General features: G+C 73.8%; 21 protein-coding genes. 11 read left to right on the plus strand and 10 right to left on the minus strand.

The genetic code is table 11. From position 1 onward, the window contains the following. Positions 1-77: 77 nt before the first annotated feature. A complete protein-coding gene (locus tag WMF24_RS05955) occupies positions 78-536 on the plus strand; it encodes an NUDIX domain-containing protein (RefSeq protein WP_437735379.1) in 459 nt (152 codons plus the stop codon). 54 nt (positions 537-590) lie between these two features. On the opposite strand, the gene WMF24_RS05960 is transcribed toward WMF24_RS05955, so the two are convergent. Both WMF24_RS05960 and WMF24_RS05965 read right to left on the minus strand, forming a co-directional pair. Then, a complete protein-coding gene (locus tag WMF24_RS05960; RefSeq protein WP_437735380.1) occupies positions 591-1,274 on the minus strand; it encodes a hypothetical protein in 684 nt (227 codons plus the stop codon). Positions 1,275-1,394: 120 nt separating this feature from the next. Further along, a complete protein-coding gene (locus WMF24_RS05965) occupies positions 1,395-1,877 on the minus strand; it encodes a GNAT family N-acetyltransferase (protein ID WP_437735381.1) in 483 nt (160 codons plus the stop codon). Between the two features lie 158 nt (positions 1,878-2,035). On the opposite strand from WMF24_RS05965, the gene WMF24_RS05970 reads away from it, so the two are divergent. Beyond that, a complete protein-coding gene (locus tag WMF24_RS05970) occupies positions 2,036-3,175 on the plus strand; it encodes a hypothetical protein (RefSeq protein ID WP_437735382.1) in 1,140 nt (379 codons plus the stop codon). Between the two features lie 177 nt (positions 3,176-3,352). Here the strand turns inward: WMF24_RS05970 and mdh are convergent, their stop codons facing one another. Then, positions 3,353-4,294 (minus strand): malate dehydrogenase, encoded by a 942-nt coding sequence (mdh, locus tag WMF24_RS05975; RefSeq protein ID WP_437735383.1) that lies wholly within the window; start codon positions 4,292-4,294, stop codon positions 3,353-3,355. A 130-nt stretch (positions 4,295-4,424) separates the two neighbouring features. Here mdh and WMF24_RS05980 point away from each other — a divergent pair, with 130 nt between their 5' ends. Together WMF24_RS05980 and purS are read left to right on the plus strand one after the other, a co-directional pair. Continuing rightward, the gene (locus WMF24_RS05980; RefSeq protein ID WP_437735384.1) at positions 4,425-5,387 is read left to right on the plus strand and encodes a phosphoribosylaminoimidazolesuccinocarboxamide synthase; all 963 of its coding nucleotides are present in this window, start codon (positions 4,425-4,427) and stop codon (positions 5,385-5,387) included. Between the two features lie 56 nt (positions 5,388-5,443). Then, on the plus strand, positions 5,444-5,692 hold the full coding sequence (gene purS / locus WMF24_RS05985) for a phosphoribosylformylglycinamidine synthase subunit PurS (RefSeq protein WP_437735385.1): 249 nt from the start codon (positions 5,444-5,446) through the stop codon (positions 5,690-5,692). A 112-nt stretch (positions 5,693-5,804) separates the two neighbouring features. Here purS and WMF24_RS05990 read toward each other — a convergent pair whose 3' ends face one another. Further along, the gene (locus tag WMF24_RS05990; protein ID WP_437735386.1) at positions 5,805-6,728 is read right to left on the minus strand and encodes a hypothetical protein; all 924 of its coding nucleotides are present in this window, start codon (positions 6,726-6,728) and stop codon (positions 5,805-5,807) included. Positions 6,729-6,900: 172 nt separating this feature from the next. Next, positions 6,901-7,815, minus strand: a complete 915-nt coding sequence (locus WMF24_RS05995) for a hypothetical protein (protein ID WP_437735387.1) — start codon at positions 7,813-7,815, stop codon at positions 6,901-6,903. A 296-nt stretch (positions 7,816-8,111) separates the two neighbouring features. Here WMF24_RS05995 and WMF24_RS06000 point away from each other — a divergent pair, with 296 nt between their 5' ends. Together WMF24_RS06000 and WMF24_RS06005 are read left to right on the plus strand one after the other, a co-directional pair. After that, positions 8,112-9,239 carry a hypothetical protein gene (locus WMF24_RS06000; RefSeq protein ID WP_437735388.1) on the plus strand — a complete coding sequence of 376 codons (1,128 nt, stop codon included), beginning with the start codon at positions 8,112-8,114 and terminating at the stop codon, positions 9,237-9,239. A 161-nt stretch (positions 9,240-9,400) separates the two neighbouring features. Next, entirely contained in the window at positions 9,401-12,097 is a 2,697-nt protein-coding gene (locus WMF24_RS06005; RefSeq protein ID WP_437735389.1) for a HEAT repeat domain-containing protein, read from the plus strand. Positions 12,098-12,119: 22 nt separating this feature from the next. On the opposite strand, the gene WMF24_RS06010 is transcribed toward WMF24_RS06005, so the two are convergent. Together WMF24_RS06010 and WMF24_RS06015 are read right to left on the minus strand one after the other, a co-directional pair. Further along, positions 12,120-12,752, minus strand: coding sequence for a hypothetical protein (locus WMF24_RS06010; RefSeq protein ID WP_437738770.1), 633 nt, complete (start codon positions 12,750-12,752; stop codon positions 12,120-12,122). Next, complete coding sequence (locus WMF24_RS06015; RefSeq protein WP_437735390.1) at positions 12,752-13,828, minus strand: AAA family ATPase; 1,077 nt, start codon at positions 13,826-13,828, stop codon at positions 12,752-12,754. The genes WMF24_RS06010 and WMF24_RS06015 overlap by 1 nt, the downstream gene beginning before the upstream one ends. A 79-nt stretch (positions 13,829-13,907) precedes the next feature. On the opposite strand from WMF24_RS06015, the gene WMF24_RS06020 reads away from it, so the two are divergent. Beyond that, positions 13,908-14,360: a hypothetical protein gene (locus tag WMF24_RS06020; protein WP_437735391.1), complete on the plus strand. Its 453-nt coding sequence runs from the start codon at positions 13,908-13,910 to the stop codon at positions 14,358-14,360. A gap of 47 nt (positions 14,361-14,407) precedes the next feature. Here the strand turns inward: WMF24_RS06020 and boxB are convergent, their stop codons facing one another. Next, on the minus strand, positions 14,408-15,847 hold the full coding sequence (gene boxB / locus WMF24_RS06025; RefSeq protein ID WP_437735392.1) for a benzoyl-CoA 2,3-epoxidase subunit BoxB: 1,440 nt from the start codon (positions 15,845-15,847) through the stop codon (positions 14,408-14,410). Beyond that, positions 15,844-17,586: a 2,3-epoxybenzoyl-CoA dihydrolase gene (gene boxC / locus WMF24_RS06030; RefSeq protein ID WP_437735393.1), complete on the minus strand. Its 1,743-nt coding sequence runs from the start codon at positions 17,584-17,586 to the stop codon at positions 15,844-15,846. The genes boxB and boxC overlap by 4 nt, the downstream gene beginning before the upstream one ends. Before the next feature lie 90 nt (positions 17,587-17,676). On the opposite strand from boxC, the gene WMF24_RS06035 reads away from it, so the two are divergent. Together WMF24_RS06035 and WMF24_RS06040 are read left to right on the plus strand one after the other, a co-directional pair. Then, a complete protein-coding gene (locus tag WMF24_RS06035; RefSeq protein ID WP_437735394.1) occupies positions 17,677-18,492 on the plus strand; it encodes a shikimate kinase in 816 nt (271 codons plus the stop codon). 26 nt (positions 18,493-18,518) lie between these two features. Continuing rightward, positions 18,519-20,198 (plus strand): glycogen synthase, encoded by a 1,680-nt coding sequence (locus WMF24_RS06040; protein ID WP_437735395.1) that lies wholly within the window; start codon positions 18,519-18,521, stop codon positions 20,196-20,198. 119 nt (positions 20,199-20,317) lie between these two features. On the opposite strand, the gene WMF24_RS06045 is transcribed toward WMF24_RS06040, so the two are convergent. Beyond that, positions 20,318-21,529 carry a DUF3829 domain-containing protein gene (locus tag WMF24_RS06045; RefSeq protein WP_437735396.1) on the minus strand — a complete coding sequence of 404 codons (1,212 nt, stop codon included), beginning with the start codon at positions 21,527-21,529 and terminating at the stop codon, positions 20,318-20,320. A 197-nt stretch (positions 21,530-21,726) separates the two neighbouring features. On the opposite strand from WMF24_RS06045, the gene WMF24_RS06050 reads away from it, so the two are divergent. Together WMF24_RS06050 and WMF24_RS06055 are read left to right on the plus strand one after the other, a co-directional pair. After that, entirely contained in the window at positions 21,727-22,518 is a 792-nt protein-coding gene (locus WMF24_RS06050) for a hypothetical protein (protein ID WP_437735397.1), read from the plus strand. 203 nt (positions 22,519-22,721) lie between these two features. Continuing rightward, positions 22,722-25,295 (plus strand): hypothetical protein, encoded by a 2,574-nt coding sequence (locus tag WMF24_RS06055; protein WP_437735398.1) that lies wholly within the window; start codon positions 22,722-22,724, stop codon positions 25,293-25,295. Positions 25,296-25,309: the final 14 nt, after the last annotated feature.

The raw sequence follows: 25,309 nt of genomic DNA on the forward strand, positions 1-25,309 counted from the left end.
ATCCGGACGCGCGCCCACCGCGCGCGCCCGGCGCGCCCTTCCGCGCGCTCCAGGGTAAGCTGTCGGCCGGATCCGACATGTCCCGCTCTCCCATCCCGACCTGGTGCTTCGCCGTTGTGCTGGTGAGGCTCGGCGACCGCTTCCTCCTCGTGCACGAGCGCAAGCACGACCAGCTCTGGTACCTGCCCGCGGGTCGGGTCGAGCCCGGCGAGACGTTCGCGGCGGCGGCGTGCCGCGAGGCGCTGGAGGAGACGGGCGTCCCCGTGGAGCTCCAGGGCATCCTGCGCATCGAGCACAGCCCGACCTCGCTGCAGGCGCGCTTGCGGGTGATCTTCCTCGCGCGCCCCGCCGGCGACGCGCCGCCGAAGAGCGAGCCGGACGAGCACTCGCTCGAGGCGCGCTGGGTCACGCTGAAGGAGCTCAGGGCCCTGCCGCTGCGCGGCCCCGACGTCGCGCCGCTCTGCCGCGACGTCCTGGCCGGGGCGCCGGTGTTCCCGCTGTCGCTGCTCGGCCCCGAGGGGGAGCGGCTGCTCTGAGCGGGCGCGCGCCGCGCGACGACCAGGCGCCGGCGACCGGCGCGGCGTCCCCGCTCAGATCTGGCCGCTGGCCTTCCACCGCGCGAAGCAGCGACCGGTGAGCGCCTCGAGCTCGGCGAGGAGCGCTGGCTCGCTCGCCTTGAAGTTGAAGCACGACTTGCCCTGCATGCGCTTCTTGAGCTCCGGGCTCGCATCGGCGAGCAGCTCGGGGTGCGCGTAGACGGGCATGAGGTAGAAGCTCGTGTAGGCCCGGCCCGCGCGCGCCGCGCCGAAGAAGAGCGGCTTTCCGTTCGGCCCTTTCGTGCGCGTGTCGAGGTAGTAGTTGTCGGGCGTGTCGTGCACGACGACGAGGTCGCGCGCGTGCCGCTTCAGGATGGTCCGCAGCGCCTCGAAGACGCCGGCGCCGCCGCTCGCGCCCGCTCCCCTTGGGGCCTTGGCCGCGCCGGCGTCCTTGGCCGGCTGCGAGGTCGTCGCAGCCGCGCCCTTGGTCGCGGCCGCGACCTTCGCGCCCTTCGTGGCTGCCGGGGCCTTCGCGCCCTTGGTCGCGGCCGCGACCTTCGCGCCCTTGGTCGCGGCCGGGGCCTTCGCGCCCTTGGTCGCGGCCGGGGCCTTCGCGCCCTTCGTGGCTGCCGCGGGCTTCGCGCCCTTGGTCGCGGCCGCGGGCTTCGTCGCCTTCGCCTTCACGGCGCCTGCGGTCTTCGTCGTCCCCTTCGCCGTCGTCTTCTTCGCAGTGGCCACGCTCGACCCTCCTGCGCCGAGGCTACACAGCGCGGCGGGCGCTTGCCTATTGCCTTGCGCTGGTCTGCGTAGGGTTGCGCCGTCCTTCGCCGGCTTGCGCGGACCGCCCCCGGATTGCGCCTACAGCTTCAGCTTCATCCCCTGGTGGCTCGCCACGAAGCCCAGGCGCTCGTAGAAGCGGTGCGCGCGCAGCCGCGCCTTGTTCGAGGTGAGCTGCACGCGGAAGCACCCCCGCCGCCGCGCCTCGTCGATGGCCCATCGCATCATCGCCTCGCCGATCCCGCGGCTGCGCAGGCTCGGATCCACGATAACGTTCTCGACCTGCGCCACCCGCCCTCCGTGGTTGGCCACGTACTGGATGATGGTCAGGTGAAAGGCGCCGGCCACGCGCCCCTCGACCTCCGCGACGAGCAGCGCGTTGTTCGGATCGTCGGCGATGGCCGCGAGCGCCTCGCCATAGCGCGGGTCGAGCGGCGGACCGGGGTGGTCCGTCTTCACGTTGCCCTCGTCGGGGATCGAGAAGAGGTGGATGACGACCGGCAGGTCGGCCTCGACGGCGCGCCGGATGGTGGGGACGAGCTGCGGCTGGCTCACGGGCCGCATTCTGCCCCATCGCGCGGCGGCGCCGGGAGAAAAACTCAGACTCTCGTCCTTCTCTAGGCCTCTGGCATTCTCGTGCATTCCCCGTGAGCCTTCTGGACACGGCCAGTCGTGCCGTGCACAGTCACCTCACCACAACGCCGACCCAGAGGACGATGTAGATGCGCGTGATCAACACAGCCGACATCCCTGCGATCGAGCACCTCAAGACGGATGAGCGCACTCTGCTGGGGCTCTTCAAGGATTTCCGGGAGCACGCGGAGCTCTCGGCGTTCCTGCCAGAGGCCTGCCGCCTGTCTTTGCGGTGGGTGCGCCTCTCGCCGGATCAGCCGCTCAGGACTCGTGAGCTCCCGACGAGAGGAATGCTCGTCGTCACGGATGGCCGCGGCGAGGTCATCGGCGAATCGCCCCGGGAGATCCAGGCGGGAGACGTCGTGCTGGTCCCACCCGGCGGTCTGCGCGGCCTCGTGGGCGGGGCGCCTGACGGGCTCTCGGCGATATCCATCCATTTCGAGGGAGAGGGCGCCCGCTGGGACACGCCGTGTCTCTGCGCGAAGCCCGCGCCTGAAGGCCCGGGCGAGCTCCCTCCGAGCGGCGCCGCGCTGGATCGCCTCGTCGAGGAGAACGAGGCCCATGCGCGGGAGTTCGCCAGGAGCCCGCTGATGCAGCTCCTCCGGTCCGAGCGCGCCCGAGGCGACGACGTGAAGCGGCGGATGCTCGGCGCGCTCCAGATCTGGTCCGACGCGTTCCAGAAGGTGCTGTGCGCCAGGGTCGTGTTCGAGTCGCACCCCGCGGCCAGCGCGATCGCCGAGCGGCACCTGGCCGACGAGGTCGGGCACAACCGGCGGCTCGCCCGGATGCGCGGCCCGTCGAGCTCGCCGTCCTGGGACCGTGGCATCGCCGCGGCGTCGTCCTGGTTCATCGAGCGGATGGGCGCGACGTCCACCGAGGAGCGGACGGTCCTCGTCCACTTCGTCATCGAGCGCTGCGCCGACATCCTCCTCACCGCGGCGCAGGCGGTCTTCCCCGACACGGACTACTTCTCTCTCCACGCCCAGGTGGACGCCGACCATTTCCGGCTGGGGTACGAGCTCCTGAAGAGCTTCCCCGCCCTGGACGTCGCCCCTCTCCGCGGCGCGCTCACCGAGGGCTGGCAGATGATGAACATGATCTGCCAGCGCATCAACGACATCGCCGAGGGCGGCGACGCGCCGATGGATCTGCCGCGGGCCTACGGGCCCACCGGCGATCTCGGCGGCGACTCACCGCCCGAGCTCTCGATGGCTCCAGCAGCGGAGTGAGCTGCGCGAGATCTGTGATGAGGCGAAGAAGAGGAGAGACGAACCACAGAGGCACAGAGGGCACAGAGGAGAGACAGAGAAGAGAGACTTGTTTTTATCCTCTCTCTCCTCTGTGCCCTCTGTGCCCTCTGTGGTTCATTCTCTCTTCATGATCCCGGGAACACCCCGGGCCGGGCGCTAGCTCGCGGCCTTGACCACGTCGGTGATGCCCTGAACGCTCTTCGCGCTCTTCGCGAGCATCTCCTTCTCCTCGGCGGTCAGCGGCAGCTCGACGATCTTCTCGACGCCCTTGCCGCCGATGACCACGGGCACGCCCATGTAGATGTCCTTGTAGCCGTACTCGCCGTCCAGGTAGACGGCGGCGGGGAGCAGCCGCTTCTGGTCGAGCAGGTAGCTCTCGGCCATCACGACGGCGCTCGAGGCCGGCGCGTAGTAGGCGCTCGTCCCCATGAGCTGCACGATCTCGCCGCCGCCCTTGCGGGTCCGCGCGATGAGCGCGTCGAGCTTCTCCTTGCTGATGAGCTCGGTCGCGCGCACGCCGTTGATCGTGCACGCCGACGGGACCGGCACCATGTCGTCGCCGTGGCCGCCGAGCACCATCGCGCGCACGTCCTTCACGGACACGTTCGCCTCGCGCGCGAGGAAGAGCTGGAAGCGCGCGCTGTCGAGCACGCCCGCCATGCCGAGCACGCGCTCGCGCGGGAAGCCCGTGCGGCGCTTGAACTCGTACACCATCGCGTCGATCGGGTTCGAGATGACGATCACGAGCGCGTTGGGGCAGTGCTCCTTGGCCCCGTCCGCCACGCTGCGGATGATCGGCAGGTTCGTCGCGACGAGGTCGTCGCGGCTCTGGCCCGGCTTGCGCGGGATGCCGGCCGTGACGATGAGGACGTCGGCGCCGGCGCAGTCGGCCCAGCTCGAGGTCCCCTTGATGGAGGCGTCGTAGCCGAGCACGGCGCCGTTCTGCTCGAGGTCGAGCGCCTTGCCTTTCGCGAAGTCGGTCTTCTGGGGGATGTCGAACAGCACGACGTCCCCGAGCTCCTTGCGCGCGATGAGGGCCGCGAGCTCCCCGCCGATGTTCCCGGCGCCAATGAGGGCGATCTTCTTTCGGTTGGCCATGGGCGGCCCCTTTACCACCCCCCCGGCCGGAGACCAACGGGGGCCGAGGGCCCGGCGCGGGGAGGGGAACTCGGCCGGAGCCTCCGAAAACCTGTCGACTCGGCCCCCGAGGCCGGGTAAGCCGCGCCCCATGGTCACCGAGGACGATCTGCGCACCGCGCTCGGCAGGGTGCTCGAGCGCACCTCGCTCGCGGGCCCCTTCGCCCGCTACGAGGGCAAGGTGCGGGACTGCTACACGACGCCGGACGGCCGCCGCCTGCTCGTCGTCACCGACCGCATCAGCGCCTTCGACCGCGTGCTCGGCACGCTGCCGCTGAAGGGGCAGGTGCTGAACCGGCTCTCCGCCTTCTGGTTCGAGCGCACGCGCGGCGTCGCGCCGAACCACATGATCTCGCAGCCCGACCCCAACGTCCTCGAGGCGCTCGAGTGCACGCCGCTGCCGGTCGAGATGGTGGTGCGCGCGTACGTGACGGGCGTGACCTCGACGAGCATCTGGACGCACTACGCCCGCGGCGAGCGCGTCTTCTGCGGCCACCGGCTCCCCGACGGCCTGCGCAAGAACGAGCGCCTGCCGCGGCCCATCCTGACCCCGAGCACCAAGGCGCCGAAGGGCGGCCACGACCTCTCCGCCTCGCGCGAGGAGATCCTCGCGCTCGGGACGATCGCGCCGCGCGACTTCGACGCCGCCGCCGAGATGGCGCTCGCGCTGTTCGAGCACGGCGCGCGCCACTGCGCGGACCAGGGGCTCATCCTCGTCGACACGAAGTACGAGTTCGGCAAGGACCGGGACGGGAACATCGTCGTCATCGACGAGATTCACACCCCCGACTCCTCCCGCTTCTGGTTCGCGTCGTCCTACGCCGAGCGCTTTGCGGCCGGCGAGGATCCGGAGTCGTTCGACAAGGAGTACGTGCGCCGCTGGCTCGCCGCGCGGGGCTTCCAGGGCGACGGGCCGATCCCGCCGATCCCGGACGAGGTCCGGATCGAGGCGTCTCGCCGTTACATCGAGGCGTTCGAGCGGATCACCGGCGCCGCGTTCGTCCCCGACCTGGAGGACCCGGCCGTGCGCATCCCGCGCAACCTGGGAGTGTAGGTGGGCGCGGCCGCGCCCGTTGTAGCGTCGCGCGAAGCGCGCTTGGAGCAGAGCCAGTGAAAGCCGTCGTCACCGTTCGATTGAAGAAAGAGGTCCTTGATCCGCAGGGCGATGCCGTGAAGCGCGCGCTCGCCGCGCTCGGGTTCCCGGGCGTCAAGGGCGTGCGCGTGGGCAAGCTCATCGAGATCGAGCTGGATCCGTCGCTCGGCAGCGCGCCCGATCTCGAGGCGCGGCTGAAGAAGATGGCGGACGAGATGCTGGCCAACACGGTCATCGAGGACTACGAGGTCACGCTCGCGAAGTAGCCCGCGGGCGCTCGCGAAGTAGCCCGCGGGCGCTCGCGAAGTAGCCAGCGGGCGCTCGCGCTCGCGCCGTGACCCGCGGGCGCTCGCGAAGTAGCCCGCGACGCGCGCGGCTTCAGGCCTCGGGCGCGACGAGCTTCTTCGCCCAGAGGATCGCGTCCTTGCGGGCGCGACCGACGACGAGGTGGCGCGCCAGCACGGCCGAGCGGCGGAAGCCGTTCGCGAGGAGGGCGGCGCACAGCTCCTGGTCGTCCGCGGGGGCGAAGGTGAACGTGCTCACGGCCTTCTCCTCGACGAGGCGCTCGCAGAGGGCGCCGATCGCCGCCGTGGTGGCGAGCCGCTCCGACTCGTGGCGCGGCGAGGTGAGGATCTCCAGGAACGAGTTGCCGAAGCACGACTGCATCTCCCACGCCGCGTGGAGGCTGAAGCCGCCGCGCGCGGACAGCACGTAGCCTGTCCGCACCGCGTCGCGCCCGAACGGCTCGAATCCCGTGAGCGCCCGCCCTGCCCGCTGCGCGGCCGCGACGGCCCGCCGCAGCTCCGGCCCGCTCGCCGGCGCTATCTTGATCGCCGGCAGCGGCCGCCCCTCGCTCTCCCGGACCAGCCGGCGCGCGCGTACGATCGTGCGCTCCGCGAGCAGCACCGCCGGCGAGCCCGCCTTGTCCTCGCCCTCGGCGCCGTCCTCGTCGTCGCCCTGCGCGCGCATCTGCGACGACATCCCGGACACGACCGCCCCGAGGATCCACGCGTCGCTGCGCTTGTAGAAGCCGGGGATCGACCCCTCCCGGACGAACCCGAGGCGGGTCCATGTCGGCACCTCGTCGCGCTCGACGAGGGTGAAGATCTTCTCGACCCCCTCGCGCTTCGCGGTCGACAGCACGAAGTTCCGCTTGGATGGGGTCGGCCCCGCGCGGAAGTCGATGATGCGGAGCGTCCGGTGCCGTCGATTGACCAGCAGGCAGAGCGAGACGGCGTCGTTCCGGAACAGGAGCTCGTCGACACCGCTGCTCGACGTGGAAGACAAGTTGGTCGCTGCCATACCCCTCGTGCTCGCCGCGGGCGTGATGCCTCAGGTCACGCCGTCATTTCAGAGTTGCAAATTGCAAATCTGAAATGCCCCGTAGCAGCCGGGGCCCACAGCGTCAACGATCCGGCGGCGCTGCGGGATGCAGGGATCCGGGGGCGGGCGCGCTCAGGGCGCGGCGGGCCGCTCAGGGGGACGCGGCGAGGCGGCTCGCGTCGGCCGGCTTGACGCCGAGCGCCAGGAGCGCGTCCTTGAGCCGGGGGCGCTGGAGGGAGATGCGGGTCGGCATCCCGCCCGAGATCTTGAAGAGATCGAGGAAGTTCACCCCGCTGTCGAAGCGGGCGGCGAACGTGACGCTGTCGTTGTCGACGACGACCGAGATGGGCGCGCGCTCCTGGCCGATGAGCAGGAGCAGCGTCTTGTCGTAGGGCCCGCCGCGCTGCGAGGCGTCGACGAGCACGACGCCCGGCTCGACGCGCTCGTAGCGGAGCGCGATCCGGCGGGTCTCGGCCTCCATGACGGCGAGCTCGGCGCCGGCCTTGTCGATGAGGGTCCACAGCGACGGGTCGGCGAGGCCCGACGCGAGGTGCCGCACGATGAGGCCGAAGAGGGCCTGGTCGCGGGGGCGCGCGCGGAGGGCGCGGTCCATGCGCGTGGCGACGGGGCCCGGGACGCCGATGCGGGTGTCGATGGCGCGGGCGTCCTCGTCGCAGCCGGGGTACGGCTCGACGCCGCCGCGGATCCACTTGGCGCCGCTCGCGAGGCCGTCGAAGTCGACGTGGCAGACGAGGGTGTCGACGCGCCCGGCGCGGGCGACGACCTCGGGGGTGATCATCTCCGGGCAGGCGCCGTGCTCGGCCTTTGTCGACAGGACGAAGCGGGGGTCGCCCGCGAAGCGCGCGTGGTGCGCGCTGTCGTGGTGGTCGACCCAGGCGGCGAGCCGCGGCCCGAGCTCCTGGATGAGGGGCAGCGTGACCGTCTCGAAGCTCTTGCCCCCGGCCTCCGAGGCGAAGGCGATGTCGAGCACGGCGACGTTGCCGCGCAGGTCGCGGGCGCGCGGGAGCTTGCGGGGGGAGGCGAAGGCGAGATCGAATCCGTGCATGGGCGTGGCTTCCCGGGGAGGCAGGTACCGTCCAGCCGGGCTGCCCGGCGTGCGCGTCGGGCGCCCTGCTCAATACACCCGAAATGCCCGAAGCGCTGCGGTGTAGGACCTTTCTCGGGCGATGCCTGAATGATCCGCTAGGATGATCCGACCAACGGCAGGGACGGCTCGGCGCGCCGGGCGGTCCTGCTGGTCGCCGCCGCGCAGGAGGCCGGCGGCTCAGGGAGGCTCGACAGGCGGGGACCGCGCGTGCGGATCGCCAGCGCGGGGCTGCCGGCCCACGTCGGAGGAAGTGGATGAGAAGCGACGTTCTGGGACTTGGTCTTCTGGCTCTTGGGGCGGTGCTCTGCGGCGCGGGGCTCCCGGGCGCGGGGGCCGTCTCCGAGGCGAGGGCTGAGCCCGCTCTGGTGGCGGTGCCGGCCGCGCCGGTGACCGGGGCGACCGCGCCGGTGACCGGGGCGACCGCGCAGGCGCCTGCGGCGACCGCGCAGGCGGCGGTCTCGGGGCCGGCCTGCAAGCTGAAGGGGACGGCGCCGGTGACGAAGGGTGCCCAGCTCCACGACGCCCCGAGCGGCGGCCGGACGATCGCGAACTTCACCGGCGCGCTGGTGCCGATGACGCTGAGCGCGATCCCGGCGGACCCGGCGTCGGGCCGGGCGCGGCTGAGCACGTCCGACGGCTCGCCGGCGCTGCGGATCGACGGCTACGTCGCTCCCGCGGACGTCGCTGTGTACACGACGCGCGACATCCCGGTGATCAGCGGGCACATCTGGATCTCGAGCGCGCAGAAGGTGAAGCTCGTCGCGGCGACGGGCGACTCGCTGCGCGCGGAGCTGTCGATCTCCGGGTCCGAGCGGCAGACGGCGAGGGCGTCGGCCCCGTGCGACGCCTTCGCGCTGCAGCGCGGCGTCCCCATGAGGATGGAGGTCCCCGGCAGCGCGCGCGGCTACCTGATGAAGACGTCGACGATCGAGCTGTTCGATCGCCCGAACGGCGACGTGATCTTCACGCTGCGGATGCTCGAGGGGACGGCCCAGCTCTTCTGGAGCACGGAGGCGAAGAACGGCTTCGTCCACCTGATGTCGCGGGGCGACCTGACGATCGACGCCTGGGGGCGGCTCAAGGACCTGGAGCCGCTGAAGAAGGGCGAGATGATGGACCAGTACATCCCGCCGACGACCGCGGTGGCCGGGGCGCAGCTCGCGCTCGACAAGGCGCCGCCGATCGTGAAGGCGACGCGGTCGATCCCGGTCCGCGCGCGGCGCGACGAGAAGGAGAAGCCGATCGGCGAGATCGAGGCCGGCGCGGAGATCTACCTGCTCGAGACGGTGGCCGGCTGGACGAACGTGCTCCCGAAGGCGCTCGGGATGACGCCGCCGGACGAGGGCGGCTTCTGGATCCCCGCCGCGGAGACGCCGAAGTAAGCAACAGAGGCACGCGCCGGCGCGCGCGGCGGGCCCGCCAGGGACGACGCGCCGCAGCGCAGGCGCGGGCCCCGGGGGCGGCGCTCGAGCGGCTCAACTCACGCTCGATTCACGCTCAACGCGCGAGCGCGCGGCCGCGGGAGGCGACTACCATGGCCGCCATGAGCTGTTCGCGGTTTCGTTCCCTCTGGCTCCGCGCGAGCGCCACGGCGCTCGCCGTCGCGGCCTCGTCGACCTGGCTCGGCGACGCCGCCGCGCAGGTCGCGCCCGTGGTGCTCCCTCACGCGGCGGGCCAGCAGGCGCTCGCGGTCCGCATCGACGCGCGCGGCATCACGGCCCGCGCCTGCCCTTCGGCGGCGGCCTGCGCGCCCGACGGCGGCAACGTCCTCGCCGTGCCCTCCGAGGTCGCGCCGCTGCTCGGCGGCGCGCGCGTCGCGCCGGTCACGCTCGCCGACGGCAAGCACCTCGCGAAGGTCGACGCGCCCGCCGGCGGCGCGAGCGCCGCGGACGCGGGGCGCGGCTCCTGGGTGATGCTGCTCGCGGCGCCGCTCGCGGGGAAGGGGACGGAGCCGCTCGTGCTCTGGAGCGGCTGGACCGGCGTCGCCACCGGGGAGCACGGCGAGGGGCGGAGCGACGCCGTCGTCGTGGAGCCGCTCGCCAGCGGCAGCCGCGTGCTCGTCGGGCAGCTCCGCGACGACGTGACGATCTGCGGGCGGCCGGCGCTCGTCGGGGCGAGCGAGGTCGATCCCCGGACGATGACGCTCCTGAAGGGGGCGAGCTACCAGAACCTCCCGGCCGAGGCGCGGCGCGCGGCGGGCAAGGTGGCCGCGGAGCGCCACGACGCCGACGCGGCGGCGCCCGGCTTCCGGCTGCTGCGCCCGACCGCGGCGTCGAGCGCGGTCGGCAAGCGCTTCGCGGAGATCGCCGACGGCGATCCGAAGACCGCGTGGTCCGAGGGCAAGGCGGGCGTGGGCCGGGGCGAGTTCGTGTCGTTCTCGTCGGCGGACGAGGTCGGGATCACGGGCTTCGGCCTGCGCATCAAGCCGACCGAGGGCGTGGAGGGCGGCGCCGCGCCGCGCACGCTGTTCGTCGCGACGCCCGATCGGCTCTTCCAGGTGAGCCTGCCCGAGGACGCGTGGCTCAAGGAGCCCGCCAGCTACGAGGTGAAGCTGCCCGAGGAGATCAGGGCCTCGTGCGTCGCCGTCGTCCTCGACGAGGCGTACGCGCCGCGCGGCGCGCAGGCCGGGGGAGGGGAGCGGGGCTCGCCGTCCGCGCCCGAGGTGCGCGTCACGATCGCCGAGATCACGGCGCGCACCGCGTTCGACGGGCAGGGCCCGGCGGCGCTCGTCGGCGCGCTCGCGGGCGGCGGCGAGCGCGCCAGGGCGGCGGCGGCGCTGCTCGCGCGCAGCGGGCCCGAGGCGGTCGAGGCGGCGATCGCCGGCTACGACAGGCTCGACCCGGCGGGCAGGCAGCTCGCGGCGGGCGTGATCGACACGGCGCCGTGCGCGGTGCAGATCCCGTTCTTCACCGCGCGGCTCGCGTCCGGCGCGGCGGCCGCGGCGCGGCCCACGTCCGGCGCGGCCGGCGCCGCGCGGCCAGCGTCGGGCGCGGCCGGCGCTGCGCGGCCCACGTCGGGCGCGGCCGGCGCCGCGCTGGGGGGTGGCCGCCGCGCGGCGCCAGCCGAGCCCGACCCCGAGCTCCACCACGCGCGCGATCGCATCCGCCGCTGCGGGCGCGCGGCAGCGCCGGCGCTCGCGGAGGTCGTGAAGGGCGGCGCGGCCGCGGCCCGGGTGGCGGCGGCGCGCGAGCTCGCGCTCGTGGCGCCCGCCGAGGCGGTGCCGGCGCTGCTCGACGCCCTCGCCGGGGCGCGCGGCGCGACGCGGAGGGAGCTCCGGGCCGCGCTCGCGACGGCGGCCCGCAGCGAGCGGGCCGCGCCCGTCGTCGAGGAGGAGGTCCAGCTCGATCGCCTGCGCGCCCGCCCCGAGGACGCGCAGCTCGATCTGCTCCGCGCGCTCGGGCCGTCGCTCGGGCGGGTGAAGGGCGGCGGCGCGGCGTTCCAGGCCCTCGCCTCCGCGACGGGCGCCCCCTTCGCGCGGCGCTACCTGCTCCAGGCGCCCGCGGCGGCGCTCGCGCGCGCGGGCGAGGGGCCGGCCGAGGCGTACCTGCGCGCCTCGCTCCGCAAGGACGCGGACGCCCACGTGCGCCTCCGCGCCGCCGAGGTCGCGGCGGACGTCCCGTCGCTCGCGCCGGACCTGCTCGCGGCGGCCTCCGATCCGGACGTGCGCGTGCGCGAGGCGGCGATCGTGGCGCTCTCGCGCGCGGCCTCCGCCGGCGCGAAGCTGCCGGCCGGCGCGGCCGAGGCGCTCGCGGCGCGGCTCGCCTCCGACCCGTGGACGTTCATCCGCGGCGGCGCCGCGCTCGCGATCGGCGCGATGCCGGCGACGGCGGCGGGCGACCGCGCGCTCGTCGGAGCGCTCGACGACGCGTCGCCCGAGGTGCGCCGGAGCGCGCTCGACGGCCTCGGCGCGCACCGGGCGACGGCGCACATCGAGGCCGTGCGCGACAGGGCGGAGGACAAGGAGGAGGACGTCGAGGTGCGCGCGCGGGCGATCCTCGCGCTCGGGGCGATGTGCGACACGGCCTCGGTCGACCTGTGGACGCGGCTCGCGCTGCGGGCGAAGGCGCCGGTCGGCGAGCGCGATCAGCGGCTCGGCTCGGCGGCGCTCGCCGCGCTCGGGGCGGTGCACCCGGCCGATCTGCCGGCGCGCCTCAAGCCGCTCCTCGACAAGGACACGCCGCACGGCTTGCGCGAGACGGCGCGGGCGGCGCTCTCCGCGACCCCGCAGTGCCGCCGGTGAGCCGCCGCGTACCGGCCGCGCGTCACCTCGCGCCGCGGCCGGTCCGCCGCGGCAGCACGGCGCGCGCGCGCGCGATCCACTCCGTGAGCGAGGTGGCGTCCTGGGGGACGGCGTCGAGGTCGGCGTCCTCGGCGACGCGCACCATGGCGGCGCCGTCGTCCGGCATCATGCCCTTCGCGGCGAGCATCGCCTGCGCCCTGAGCGGCGAGAGCTCCTCGGTCGCCCTCTCCCCGAGGAGCGCGAGGATCCACCCCTCGAGCGCCGGCACGGCCACGCCGCCGATCACCTCGGGCGGCGAGGAGAGGCTCGACGACACGCGCCGGATGCCCTCGGCGATCGCCTCGCGGCGCGCCGGATCCCGGTCGATGTCGCGCGCGAACGCGAGCACGTCGCACCCCGCCTCCTTCGCGTCGAGGGCCGCCCCGAGCACGTGGCGCGTGTCCTCGTGGATCGCACCGTGCGCGCTGTACTTCCGGATGCTCTTCCAGTCGCGGGCGCCGCCGACGACCCACCCGTTCGGCTGGACGCGGGAGAGCAGGGCGAAGAGCACGCCGGGGCGCTTGTCGGACTGGAAGCCCGGGGGCCCGGCGCGGCTGCCGAGCTCGTTCTCGCCCTCGCCGACGAGGAAGACCCTGGTCCTCTCGGGCGGCTTCATCACGGCCGCGGGCCTCCCGTGAGCAGCGGCGCCTCGTCCGCGCCGTTGGCGTAGCTGAGCCAGAGCTCGCCCAGCGCGAACACCCGCGCGCGATCCTCGAAGCCCGGCGTGTCCAGGATGCGCGTGGCCTTCATTCCCTGCTCGCCCGCGCGGGTGACGACCGTGACCTCCTCGGGCTGGAGCTCGTTCACGACGAGCGGGCTGTGCGTCGCGAGCAGGACCTGGGTCTTCTCGGAGACGAGGCGCAGCGCGCGCATCACGTCGGCGACGCGCGCGGGGTGGAGCCCGTGCTCGGGCTCCTCGACGAGCAGCAGCGGCATCGGGTCGAGGTGCGGCAGCGCGGCGAACGCGAGGTAATAGAGCATGCCCTCGCTCATGAGCGACGCCGGGACGACGGCGCCGCCTGCGAGCTTCACGCCGATCGCCTTCGTGGTGGGGCTCGGGTTGCCGAGGTGGATGCTCCTCACGCTGGGGAACAGCCGGGCGAGCTCCTCGTTCAGCTCGATGTACGCCGACAGGTCGCGGCTGATGACGGCGTCGTAGACAGCCGGCAGGCCGCTGCCGCGCTCGTCGGCGAACCAGAGCGGCTGCCCGTCCGGGATGAGCGGGTGCGGGGACCGGAGCGCGTCCGGGTCGAGGCGGAGCATCTGCGCGCCGCGCAGGGCCTGGACGATGTCCGGCGCGGGGCGCTCCGGGCTCGTGCCGCTCGTCGTGACGTCGTCCTCGTCGGCGTCGTCGAGCAGGGAGGGGGGCTCCAGGTCCCTGGGGAACGACGTCGTGCGCGCCCGCCCTTCGGCGTCGAGCTCCACGCGCCACGTCGTGCTCGCCGCCGACACCTCGAACACCGAGCCGCCCGCCGCCTTGCTCGCCTGCGTGCCGCGCCCGAGCGTGTCCGGCGCCGGCGCCCCGAGCGACCGCTCGAGGACCGAGGACAGGATCCGCAGCGCGCGCAGCACCGTGCTCTTGCCGCTGTCGTTCGGCCCGATGAGCGCGTGCAGCGGCGTGAGCTGCAGCGTCGCGTCATGGACGCACCCGTAGCCCTGGATACGGAGCTGCTCGACGTAGGGACGGTCCATCGAGGTCGACGCCAGCATACCCGTGCCCTGGCCGGCAACAAACTTGGCCCATCCGCGTCCGCCCCTCTACGCCGCGGACATGCGCCGCCTCTCGCCGATCGCGCTCCTCGTCGCCGCGCTCGCCGCCCCCGCCGTCGCTCTCCTCGGCGCGCGGGACGCCAGCGCCAGCGTCGCCTACGCGTCGCCCTACACCTTCGAGCAGACCTACGGCACGGCGCTGCGCCTCGTGCGGGTCGATCTCGGCTTCAAGATCGTCGAGAAGGACGTCTCGAACGGCTACCTGCTCTTCGAGTACCGCAGCCCCGAGAGCGGCAGCAGGGTGACGCAGGGCGCGATCGAGGTCGTGAACGGCCGCGCCGGCGTGCACGTCGCCGTCCAGCTCCCCGCGATGCCGCAGTACCACGAGCAGGTGCTCCTCGACGGCCTCGTGAAGAAGCTCATCGCCGAGCACGGCGATCCGCCCAGGAAATCCCCACCCCCTCCCGCCGACGCGGGCGCGCCCGCTCCCGACGCGGCCCCGCCCGCCCAGTAACCCGATCTCCTCCCTGCTCGGCGCAGGCGCCAGGCCTTCCGCGCGACCTACCCGGAGCGCCGCACGTACTCGAAGTCGACCGGCTTCCCCTTGAGCCCCTTCATCGGCGCCGCGATCCAGTTCGCCATCTGCTTCGGATCGAACACCGGCTTCTCCATCAGGCTCTTCACGTACGCCTCGTCCCCCGCGGTCGGCAGCCACTCGTCGCGCCGGCGCTCCCACGCTTCCTTCGAGATCGGGTTGCCGTCGACGTCGAAGTGGAGCCCCGCGTAGATCCCCGAGCTCCGGTGGAAGCGCCGGCTCGGCAGCCTGAGCCTGAACGGCACGCCGGCCTCCTCGATCACCCGGTTCATCTTGTCGATCCCGCGCTGCGAGTCGCTCACGTACTCGTCGCGCAGCACCTCGTTCATCGCGTTCCGCAGCGGCACCTCCTCGCGCCGCCACCCGGACACCGCGCCGCCGGCCGCCGCGATCGGCACGTCCATCGGGTACGCGCCGTCGAGCGCCCGGTGATCGTCGTACGACTCCTCCTTCGCGCGGCCCTTCACGCTCGACGCGAAGAACGACGCCGCGTTCGACGAGATCTCCCCGCCGAAGAGGTCCAGCGACAGCGAGTACCAGAGGTTCAGGTACCTCTGCATCGTCGGCAGATCGATGCCCCCCTCGGCGCGCGCGTCCTCGTTCTTGTTGCGCTTCATCAGCTCGCACGTGCGCTGGCAGATGCGGAGCAGCCCCGTCTCGCCGACGAACATGTGGTGCGCCTCCTCGGTCAGCATGAACCGCGTCGTGCGCGACAGCGGATCGAACCCGCTCTCCGCCAGCGCCAGGAGCTGGTACTTGCCGTCGCGATCCGTGAAGTACGTGAACATGAAGAACGACAGCCAGTTCGTGCACGGCTCGTTGAAGGCGCCGAGGATCCGCGGCTTGTCCGGATCGCCGCTCCGCCGCTCCAGGAGCGCCTCCGCCTCCTCGCGGCCGTCGCGGCCGAAGTGGCTGTGCAGGAGGTACACCATCGCCCAGAGGTGCCGCCCCTCCTCGACGTTCACCTGGAACAGGTTCCGCAGGTCGTAGACGCTCGGGCAGCTCTGGCCGAGCAGCCGCTGCTGCTCCACGCTCGCCGGCTCCGTGTCCCCCTGCGTCACGACGAGCCGGCGCAGCATGTTCCGGAGCTCCCCCGGCACCTCCTGCCACGCCGGCTCGCCCAGGTGGTCACCGAAGCCGATCTTCCGGCCGGGCACCGGATCCGCGAGGAAGATACCCCAGCGGTACTCCGGCATCTTCACGTAGTCGAAGTGCGCCCACCCCTCGTGGTCGACGCTGATCGCCGTGCGCAGGTACACGTCGTCCGCCTGGAAGCCCGCGGGCCCCGTCTCCCGCCACCAGTCGATGAACTTCGGCTGCCACGCCTCGAGGGCGCGCTGGAGCTTCCTGTCCGACGCGAGGTCGACGTTGTTCGGGATCCTCTCCGAGTTGACGACTGCGCTCACGTCCGCCTCCAGTCGAATTCGGGGCGCTCCGGGCGCCCGTACACGCTCAGCGCGCCCCGCGGTCCCACCGCGTTGGGGCGCTGGAAGATCCAGTTCTGCCAGGCCGACAGCCGGGAGAAGATCTTCGTCTCCATCGTCTCGGGCCCGCAGAAGCGCAGGCTCGCCTCCATCCCGGTGAGCGCGTCGGGCGACAGGCTCACCCGCTCCTCGATCGCGAGCCGCACCTCGTCGTCCCAGTCCATCGCGTCCGGCGTGAAGGTGCAGAGGCCCTCCTCCAGCGCCTCCTCGGCGGACAGGAGCCCCGTCTTCTCCTTCAGCGCGGCGACGCGCTCCGGCGCGGCGAGGAAGCGCGACGCGAGCCGCGTCAGGCCGTTCGACATCACGAGCGGGCCGAAATTCAGCGCGCTCAGGCCGATGGCGGCCGACTCCCCGCCGTCGGACTCGCCGTCCAGCATGTAGGACCGGTCCGCCGCGAGGGCGAGCTCGAACAGGCTCCCCGCGAAGCACGAGCCCGGCTCGACCAGCGCGAACACGCTGCGCGCCGTCAGGTCGAGCCGCTTGAGCACGCGCCGCGTGTGGAGCAGGACCTCCTTCACGAACCAGTCGTCCCGGTTCGCCCACAGCGCCTCGTCCGCGGCCCGCACCGCGTCCGGCGAGCCGCTCGTCTTCAGCAGGACGAGGCCCACCGTGGGGTGGTTGAAGCGGAGATCCAGCAGCGCGTCGTCGAGCTCGCGGAACGCCCGGAGCGCCCACAGGTCCGCGCCCGCGCGGCGCATCCCGGCCGCGTCCGTCGGCCCGCCGCCGTCCGGCCCGAGCACGCGGATCTCCGCCGTCCGCGCGGCCCTGTCGACCCTCACCGAGACGTGGCGGTACGCGCAGGTGAAGACGCCGCCCTCCTCCGCGCGCCGCGCCTCGAGCGGCCCGAGCCTCACCCCGGGCCCGTCCCTGTCCGGCGTCGCCGCCGCGAGCTCGGCGGCGCGCTGGGCCACCGCCTGGTCGAAGCGGCTCTTCGGGATCGCGCTGTCGACGAGGCCCCACGCCTGCGCGCGCTTGCCGCGCACCCCTTCGGCCAGGGTCGAGAAGACGTCCGCGAGGTCGCGCCGCACCTTGCGCTTGTCCACGAGCCGCGTGAGCCCCCCCGTCCCCGGGAGCACCGCCAGCAGCGGCGTCTCGGGGAACGACACCGCGCTGCTCCCGTCGTCGCAGAGGAAGATCTCCTCGCACGCCAGGGCGAGCTCGTACCCCCCGCCCGAGGCGACGCCGTTCAGCGCCGCGAGGTAGTGCTGCCCGCTCTCGGCGCACGCCTCCTCGATCGCGAGCCGCGTCTCGTTCGTGAACTTGCAGAAGTTGACCTTGAAGGCGTGCGTCGACGACCCGAGCATGTAGATGTTCGCGCCCGCGCAGAAGATCCGCGGCTGCGCGCTCGTCACGACCACCGCCTTCACCTCGGGGTGCTCGAAGCGCAGCCGCTGCACGATGTCCGCGAGCTCGATGTCGACCGCGAGGTCGTAGCTGTTCAGCTTCAGCTGGTAGCCGGGCCGCATCGGCGCTTCCTCGTCGACGTCCATCGCCACGCGCGCGATCGCCCCCTCGAACGAGAGCTTCCAGTGCCTGTAGCGGCCCGGCTCCGTCTCGAAGCGGAGGGGCGCGTCCTCGCCGGACGAGCCGTCGTCCCGGGCCCTCGTCTGCGGCGCTGCCGCCTGCGCCGCCGCGGAAGGAGGAGAGGTTGTCGCTTCCATCCGCATCAGCCCACCACCAGGGCGCGCCTCCGTCAAGCACTATAGTGCTTGTTGATCCGTCGTTCATGAAATATAGTGCACCAATCACACATGCCTCCTCCCATCCTCGAGCACCTGGCCGGGCGGCTCCGGCAGCGGCGTCAGGCGCTCGCGCTCACCTTGCGCGAGCTCGCCGCGCTCGCCGGGGTGAGCGAGCGCTTCCTCGTGCTGCTCGAGAGCGGCCGAGCGAACGTGTCCGTGGCGCGGCTCGAGGACATCGGCCGCGCGCTCGGCACCTCGGCCGCCGCGCTGCTCTCGACGGGCGAGCTCGACGGGGGCGATGCGGCGCGCGGCCCGGCGCCCGGCGAGGCGGAGGGCGGGTCCGGCGGCGCCCTCATCGCGCTGCTCGGCCTGCGCGGGGCGGGCAAGACGACGATCGGCGGCCGCGCCGCGGCCCGGCTCGGGGTGCCGTTCCTCGAGCTCGACGGCCTCGTCGCCGCGCGCGCGGGCATGAGCCTCGCGGCCCTGTTCGAGATCCACGGGAACGCGTACTACCGGCGGCTGGAGCGCGAGGAGCTCGATCGGCTCGCCGACGCGCGCGCCCACGGCATCGTCGCCACGGGCGGCGGCCTCGTGACCGATCCGGCGACCTTCGAGCGGCTGCGGCGCTGCGCGGTGACGGTGTGGCTGCGGGCGAAGCCCGAGGACCACTGGCGGCGCGTCGTCGAGCAGGGGGACGCGCGCCCCATGGCCAACCGCGCCGACGCCATGAAGGAGCTCCGGGCGCTCTTCCAGGCCCGGCGCGCGCTCTATGAGCAGGCCGACTTCGTGGTGGACACGTCGGCGCTCGGTCTCGACCGCTCTGTCGATCGCGTGGTCAAGATCGCCCGTGAAGCTGGTAGAAGGGACGCGACGCGCTCGGCGTGACCCGGGGCGCGCCCCCTCCCATGTCCATGCCGCGCCTGAAAATTCTCTTCGTGGTGTCCGAATGCGTCCCCTTCGCCAAGACGGGCGGCCTCGCCGACGTTGCCGGCGCGCTGCCGCTCGCGCTCGCCGCGGCGGGCCACGACGTGCGCGTCGTGATGCCGGCCTACCGGGTCGCCAAGCGCTACCTCGCCCGCCAGACCGAGGCCGCCGAGCAGCAGCTCCGGGGCAGCGCGCCCGTCGCGGGGGCCGCCGTCGCCGCGGCCGCGGCCGGCGCGCCGGCCCTCGACCCGGCCGACGCCGCGCTGGCCGCCGCGGCGCCGACGGACGTGGCGGCGGGCGCCGCGCCCGCGGTCGCCGCGGCGCAGGGCGGCGACGGGGCGCCTCCGGCCGAGGTGTTCATGCCGCGCCGGCTGCCGGAGCCGCTGGGCGTGCCGGTGGGCAGCGGCGAGGCGTGGACCGGCGTCTGGGAGACGCGCCTCGAGCCTGGGGCCCCGGGCGCGCCCGCGCCCCGCGTGTACCTGCTCGAGCACGACGTGCTCTACGACCGCGACGGCATCTACGGCGACGCGCACGGCGAGTTCGGCGACAACCTCGCCCGCTACGCCCTGCTCTCGCGCGGCGCGCTGCAGCTCTGCCACGCGCTCGGCTTCTGGCCTGACGTCGTCCACGTCCACGACTGGCAGTCGGCCCTCGTGCCGCTCTACATCAACGTCCTCGAGCACCGGTCGCCGCTCGCGCGCGCCGCGACCATCCTGACGATCCACAACCTCGGCTACCAGGGCTGGTTCAACAAGTTCCAGCTCCCCACGACGGGGCTCGGCTGGGACCAGTTCCACAGGTTCTGCCTGGAGGCGTACGACAGCATCAACCTGCTGAAGGCCGGCATCTACAACGCCACGCTCGTCTCCACGGTCTCCCCCCGGTACGCGCAGGAGATCCAGACGTGGGAGGGGGGCGAGGGCCTCGACGGCGTGCTGCGGGATCGCGGCAGCGACGTGATCGGGATCCTCAACGGCATCGACGACTCCATCTGGAACCCCGCGACCGATCCCCACATCGCGGCGACCTACTCCGCCGAGGACCTGAGCGGCAAGGCCCGCTGCAAGGCGGCGCTCCAGCGCGAGATGGGCCTCGAGGAGCGCCCCGACGTCCCGCTGCTCGGGCTCATCAGCCGGCTGGCGACGCAGAAGGGGATCGACATCCTCGCGGGCGCGCTCGACCACATCCTCTCGCTCGACGTCCAGTTCGTCATCCTCGGCTCCGGCGAGCGCTGGGCCGAGGACCTCTTCTCGCGCATCTCCGGATCGAGCGATCGCTTCCGCGTCTACGTCGGCATGAACGAGGGGCTCGCCCACCGGATCGAGGCGGGCTCCGACCTCTTCCTGATGCCGTCGCGCTACGAGCCCTGCGGGCTGAACCAGCTCTACAGCCAGCGCTACGGCACGCTGCCGGTCGTGCGCGCCGTCGGCGGCCTCGACGACACCGTCGAGAACAACGTCACGGGCTTCAAGTTCGAGGAGATGTCGTCGATGGCGCTCGGGAACACCGTCGCCTGGGCGGTGCACCTCTACCGCGCCGACCCGGCCTACTTCCGGACGATGCAGCTCCGGGCGATGAAGAAGAACTTCGGCTGGGCGCACGCGGCGCGGCAGTACGAGGCGCTCTACCGCCTCGCCATCTCCCGCCGGACCGGCCGCCAGATCTGATAGCGCCCGCGCCTCCCGGAGGAGGCGCCGTGTCATCGGCGCGCGCCCTTGGGGGCACGCGCACGCTGATCAGCGCGCGGGCGGCGCCGCCCTTGCGGGGCGCGCCGCCCCGGGGCGCGTCACTCCTTCTGCGCGGGCGCGGCCGGAGCGGCCGGCTGCGCGGTCCCGGCGGTCTGGGCCTTCTCCGCCTGGGCCTTCGCCATGAGCGAGCGGGAGAGCGACCGGTGCCTGCCCTCGATCAGCGACACGAAGCCCGTGACGACCGGCAGGTACAGGGAGGGGGAGCTGATCCCCTTGTCCGTCAGTTTCGGCTCCGCCGCCTTCACGTCGCCGATGAACTTGTCGAACGCGGGCGCCATGATCTTGGACCACGGGTCGGTCTGGTTCGTCGTGCCGTGGGCCTTGAGCGCCGCCGCGGACGTCTCCAGCTTCTGGAGCGCGGCCTTCACCGCCGCGGGGTCGACGTTCTTGCTGGCGAGCATCACCATGAGCGCGCGCGCGTCCTCGAGGGCGGTGAGCGCCGCCTTCTGGCCCTCGTCCGCCTTCGAGAGGTCGGGCATGTGCGACGCGTGCCACGCGGACACCGCGAGGCCGAGCTTGTCGGAGTGCGCGTCGAGCTTCTCGAAGCCCTCGAGGAGCTTCGCGTGGAGCTCCTTGCCCTTGGCGAAGCTGTCCTTCTTGTACTCCTCGCGCTGGTAGTAGTTGGCCGCCGCGGCGATGTTCTTCGCGAGGTCGCTCGCGAACGGCGCGTACTCGGCGAGCGCCGCGTCGACGTCCGGCATGGCCGGCTCCTTGAGGCTGAGGGCGACGGTGCAGGCGCGCGCGTTGCGCTCGTACGGGGCGCGCGCGCCGATGTTGATCGGCCGGCGCTCGGGGCCGCCCTTGAGGCCGGCGGCGGCGCTGCCCGCCGGCGCGGCGGCGCCGGGCGGCACGGCCGTCGTCTTCGGCGCGGCGGCGCCGGTCGTGGGCGTCGGCGGCTTCGCGGGGAGCGCGGTCTTGGCGTCCCCGGGCTTCGACAGATCCTCGAGGCCGAAGCTCGGGATCTTCTTCTCGCTGGGCGCGTCCTTGCCGAGGCTCGCGAGGTAGGCGTCGCGGGCCTGTTTCAGCGAGAGCGTCCCGAAGTAGCAGGCATCGACGCGGTACTCCTTCATCGACTGCGGGTCGACCTTCGCGATCGGCGACACGGGCGTCCGCAGGTTCGCCTTGCCCTTGTTCGCCGCCGCGGAGCTGGCCGGCTCCGGCTGGGGAGGAGGCGGGTCCTCCTTGCAGCCGGCGACACCGCTGGCGACGAGCACGAGCGCGATGGAACAGAGAGACCTGACGGAAATCATTCGGTGTGCCTCCTCGGCTGGCGCAGGAACGGGGCGCATCATGCCTAAGCCGGCGCCGCTTGCAACACCGGCCATTGGCGGGAACTTGCGTCGCTGGTCGGGAAGATCCCGGCTCCAGCCCCAAACACCCCGGGTCGCCGGGTTCTTCCAGGCCTCCGCTATGGCTGATGGAACGATCAGGATCTAAGGTCCGCGGCGTGAAGCTGAGAAGCCTGACCCTGGATGAGCTCACCATCGACGACGAGCGCTCGTTCCGGCACGTCGCGCTCTACGACGATCTGAAGCAGGTGCTGCGGCGCGACGGGTACCGCTTCCGCGTGCCCGACGTCGAGGCGAGCTGGGATCGCGTCGTCTTCCTGAACCTGACGTTCTGGAGCCAGAGCGAGCAGGGCGACCTGATCCCGGGCGAGCACATCGCCGCCGACGTCGTCGCGCACGTCGCGTGGCACCACCTCGCCCACCGCGCCCTCACGTCCGCGAGCGCCGGCGCTCCGCCCAGCGCGGAAGCGCTCCTGCTCGCCGAGTCGATCGCGAGCGCGTTCGATCTGTACCTCGTGGGGCGGCTCCTCGGGCACGCTCCGAACGCCGACTTCCTTGCCACGCAGGTGCCCGCGATGGCCGAGGCCGCCGAGGCGGCGGGGCTCTCCGACGCGGGCTTCGAGGCGCTCCTGGAGAGCGTCTCCGCGGATCCGGAGCGCGCCTTCGAGGATCTCCGCGCCCTGCTCTTCGACGTCACCACGGCGCTCCTGCCCTGCGATCGCCTGAGCCGCGCGGCCGAGATCCTCGCCGGCTTCGACGCGCACCGCTTCGCGCCGCTGCTGCACCACTACGAGCTGTCGAACTGGATCCTGTCGACGCGCGCTCCCGGGGCCCCGCCCGCCCCGGATCCGGCGGCGCGCGCCGTCGACGCGGCGCTGCGGAGCGCGCCGGTCTCGCTGGCGTGGCTCGAGCAGCGCTGGGTGCGCCCGCCGGCGCCCCTCGGCCTGTGATCGCCAGCACGCCCCTTACGTAGAGAGCGGAAGCGACGAAGGACCGGCCGGAGCAGCGCGTCGGGCCGCCCCACGAGGGCGGCCGCCCCGGTCGCCAGGAAGAAAGATTGCGCAGGCTGTCGAGCTGCGCGATTCTCTTCACCAACGTGCAACTCGCCTGCTCTGTCTGCAGGGCTTACGTGGAGATCGGCGTCGGACGCGAGATGCGTCCGTCTCTGCCGTTTGTCTGCAAGTCTTGCCGCACGAAGAGCAAGCAGTCGGCGGCCGACAGGGCAGGCGGCACCGACTCGAGGCCTTCCCCCTCGGGCGTCCCGAGCTCGGCGAGCGGACGCGACCGGCGGGAGCCATCGAGCGAGCCGGAGCGCTCGCGGCCGTCATCCGGCCGCGCGCTGGAGCGGGATCTCGGCCTGTCCAGCGAGCTGCTGGACGCCGAGTCGACGCTCCCGGGCGCTGGCATCCAGCGCCGGCCGCAGCCCGCGTCGGGCTCGGAGCGGCGCCCGGCGTCGTCCGCGTCCGGTCGGGCGCGCGGGCTGACGCTCGCGGAGCGGATCGCGCAGCAGGAGCTGGGCGACGAGCCCGGGTCCGGCGAGGGCGCGTCCTCGCTGGATGCGCTCGACGTCGCGGCGGAGGCCTCGCTCGAGCACGCGGTGGTGACGCCCGACGGCGGCCTGGGGCGGCGCGAGATCCTGATGCGGTCGCGCACGTTCGCGGGCGTCTCCTGGGACGACGCGCGCCGCGGCGGCTCGGCGCCGCCGACGAGCGGCCGGAGCCCATCCGCGCTCCCCCCTGCCGACTCCGATCCCGTCTCGATCCAGGACCTCGCGCAGATGCTCTCCCCGGGGGTCGAGCCGCCCTCGCTCTCGTTCGGGTCGGAGCCCCCCGAGGACGATCGCGCGAGCCGCCCCGCGCCGGCGCCGGAAGCCGCGCCCAGGCGCCGCACGGGCGCGCCTGCGCCCATCCCGGTGCGGCCGCCGGCGCGGCGCGAGCACCGGCCCGCCACGGTGACAGCGCGGCCGCGGCCCGCGACCGCCCCGCGCGCGAGCGGCTCCTCCCGGCCCATCGCGCCGCCGTCGGAGATGCCGCCGGCGCCGCTGTCCGAGCTGCCGCCGGCGCCGATCTCCATCGACGAGGGCCGGCCGTCGTCGCACCGCTCGTCTCCCGAGCTGCGCCTCCAGGACGTCCAGGTGATGGCGGCGCTCGCCCCGCAGCCCCTGCCGGCCGCGCGGCGCGCCCGGTCCGGCCCGGGGATGCAGCCCGGCGACGCCTCCCCGGCGGACCTCGCCCTGCTGGGAGCGCTCACCCCGCCGCCGCTCCCGAGCCCGTCGCCGACCGCGGAAGAGCCGCGGCGGGAGCGCGCGAGGCCGAGGCCGTCGGAGGCGACGGGCGCAGCCGGCGAGCTCCGGGAGCCGGCGAACGGCGACGAGCGCCCCTCGCGCGAGCCGCCGGCGCGCGCGAGCAGCGCCCCCCGCACGACCGCCCGTCCGGCGGGCGACCGCACGAGCCAGACCGACCTCCTCGGCCAGACCGACCGCGGGCGCGCCGGCCGCAAGGAGGACTCGGGCCTCATCGACCTGCGCAGCATGGCGCCGCCGCCCGGCGCGGACGACCGGGAGCGCCGCAACGAGCTCCGGGCCGACGACGAGATCCTGAGCATCAGCGGCGGGCTGTTCGAGGGGGCCGCCGCGGGGCGCAGCTCTTCCCCGTCGTTCCCCGCGCAGCCCCTCGAGACCGACGTCCTGCCCGCGGAGGAGCACGCCGACGCGGGCTCCGCGTCCGGGGACGAGACGCCGGTGCGCACCTCGATCACGGCCGGCTCCCGCGTGTCCGAGGGGCTGCGGGCCGTGTCGACGGTGGTGCGCCAGTACCTGCCGGTCTCCGGCGCGGTGATCGTGGTCCTCGTCGTGTTCGGCGCCGCGGTGTACCTCGCGCAGACCCGCGGCCGATCGTCGAGCGCCGCGACGGCCGAGGCCGCGCTCGCCGCCAGCAGCGGCGCGCTCGTCGCGCCGCCGGACGCGCCGCCGTCGCCCGCCCCTCCCGCGCAGGCCGAGCAGGTCGCCGACAGGGAGCCGTCGCCCGCGGTCGACCGGGAGCCGTCGCTCGACGACGAGCCGGTCGCGGAGCCGCCTGCCGCAGCCGTCGCGGAGCAGCCGCCGTCCGCGCCCGCCGCCGGCCCGACGGCGGAGCCGGCCGCGCCGCCGCCCAAGCCGGCTCCGGCGGCGACCGCGCTCGCGGCGGCGCCCGAGCCGAGCCCCGCGCCGGCGGCGAGCGCCCCGCCGGCGAGCCCCGCGCCGGCGGCGAGCCCCGCGCCGCCGAGCGCCGCGCCGGCGGCAAGCCCCGCGCCGCCCAGCGCCGCGCCCCCGGCGAACGCAGACCAGCCGGCGGGCGAGCAGCCCCGGGCCGCCGAGAAGCCGGCCCTGGCCGCGGCGCCGACCGCGCCCGACCGCCCGAAGGCTGCGGCGAAGCAGCCGCCGCCGCCCCCAGCGCCGCTCCTTCCGGCGCGGGACGCCCCGGCCCGCTTCGATCCGAACGCGGCCTCGAGCGCCCTCGCGTCGGCAGCGGCCGCCGCCGCCGGGTGCACGGGCGAGGGCCTCACCGGCACAGCCCGGGTGGCCGTCACCTTCGCGACCTCGGGCAAGGCGATGTCGTCGCGCGTCGAAGGGGGCGACCTCGTGGGGACGGCCACGGCCGCGTGCATTGCGAACGCGTTCCGAAATATCTCGGTCCCGCCCTTCGAAGGGATCCCCGTCACCGTCATGAAGCAGGTGAAGATCCGCTGACGACGGGCCGAAAG

Origin of the sequence: Sorangium sp. So ce1335 (genome assembly GCF_051521615.1) — a bacterium.
Taxonomy (GTDB): domain Bacteria; phylum Myxococcota_A; class Polyangia; order Polyangiales; family Polyangiaceae; genus Sorangium.

Coding starts and splice junctions, on each gene's coding strand:
- WMF24_RS05955 (WP_437735379.1), top strand. CDS start 78: ATGTCCCGCTCTCCCATCCCGACCTGGTGCTTCGCCGTTGTGCTGGTG.
- WMF24_RS05965 (WP_437735381.1), bottom strand. CDS start 1,877: ATGCGGCCCGTGAGCCAGCCGCAGCTCGTCCCCACCATCCGGCGCGCC.
- WMF24_RS05970 (WP_437735382.1), top strand. CDS start 2,036: ATGCGCGTGATCAACACAGCCGACATCCCTGCGATCGAGCACCTCAAG.
- mdh (WP_437735383.1), bottom strand. CDS start 4,294: ATGGCCAACCGAAAGAAGATCGCCCTCATTGGCGCCGGGAACATCGGC.
- WMF24_RS05980 (WP_437735384.1), top strand. CDS start 4,425: ATGGTCACCGAGGACGATCTGCGCACCGCGCTCGGCAGGGTGCTCGAG.
- WMF24_RS05990 (WP_437735386.1), bottom strand. CDS start 6,728: ATGGCAGCGACCAACTTGTCTTCCACGTCGAGCAGCGGTGTCGACGAG.
- WMF24_RS05995 (WP_437735387.1), bottom strand. CDS start 7,815: ATGCACGGATTCGATCTCGCCTTCGCCTCCCCCCGCAAGCTCCCGCGC.
- WMF24_RS06000 (WP_437735388.1), top strand. CDS start 8,112: ATGAGAAGCGACGTTCTGGGACTTGGTCTTCTGGCTCTTGGGGCGGTG.
- WMF24_RS06005 (WP_437735389.1), top strand. CDS start 9,401: ATGAGCTGTTCGCGGTTTCGTTCCCTCTGGCTCCGCGCGAGCGCCACG.
- WMF24_RS06010 (WP_437738770.1), bottom strand. CDS start 12,752: ATGAAGCCGCCCGAGAGGACCAGGGTCTTCCTCGTCGGCGAGGGCGAG.
- WMF24_RS06015 (WP_437735390.1), bottom strand. CDS start 13,828: ATGGACCGTCCCTACGTCGAGCAGCTCCGTATCCAGGGCTACGGGTGC.
- WMF24_RS06020 (WP_437735391.1), top strand. CDS start 13,908: ATGCGCCGCCTCTCGCCGATCGCGCTCCTCGTCGCCGCGCTCGCCGCC.
- boxC (WP_437735393.1), bottom strand. CDS start 17,586: ATGGAAGCGACAACCTCTCCTCCTTCCGCGGCGGCGCAGGCGGCAGCG.
- WMF24_RS06035 (WP_437735394.1), top strand. CDS start 17,677: ATGCCTCCTCCCATCCTCGAGCACCTGGCCGGGCGGCTCCGGCAGCGG.
- WMF24_RS06040 (WP_437735395.1), top strand. CDS start 18,519: ATGCCGCGCCTGAAAATTCTCTTCGTGGTGTCCGAATGCGTCCCCTTC.
- WMF24_RS06045 (WP_437735396.1), bottom strand. CDS start 21,529: ATGATTTCCGTCAGGTCTCTCTGTTCCATCGCGCTCGTGCTCGTCGCC.
- WMF24_RS06055 (WP_437735398.1), top strand. CDS start 22,722: ATGCGTCCGTCTCTGCCGTTTGTCTGCAAGTCTTGCCGCACGAAGAGC.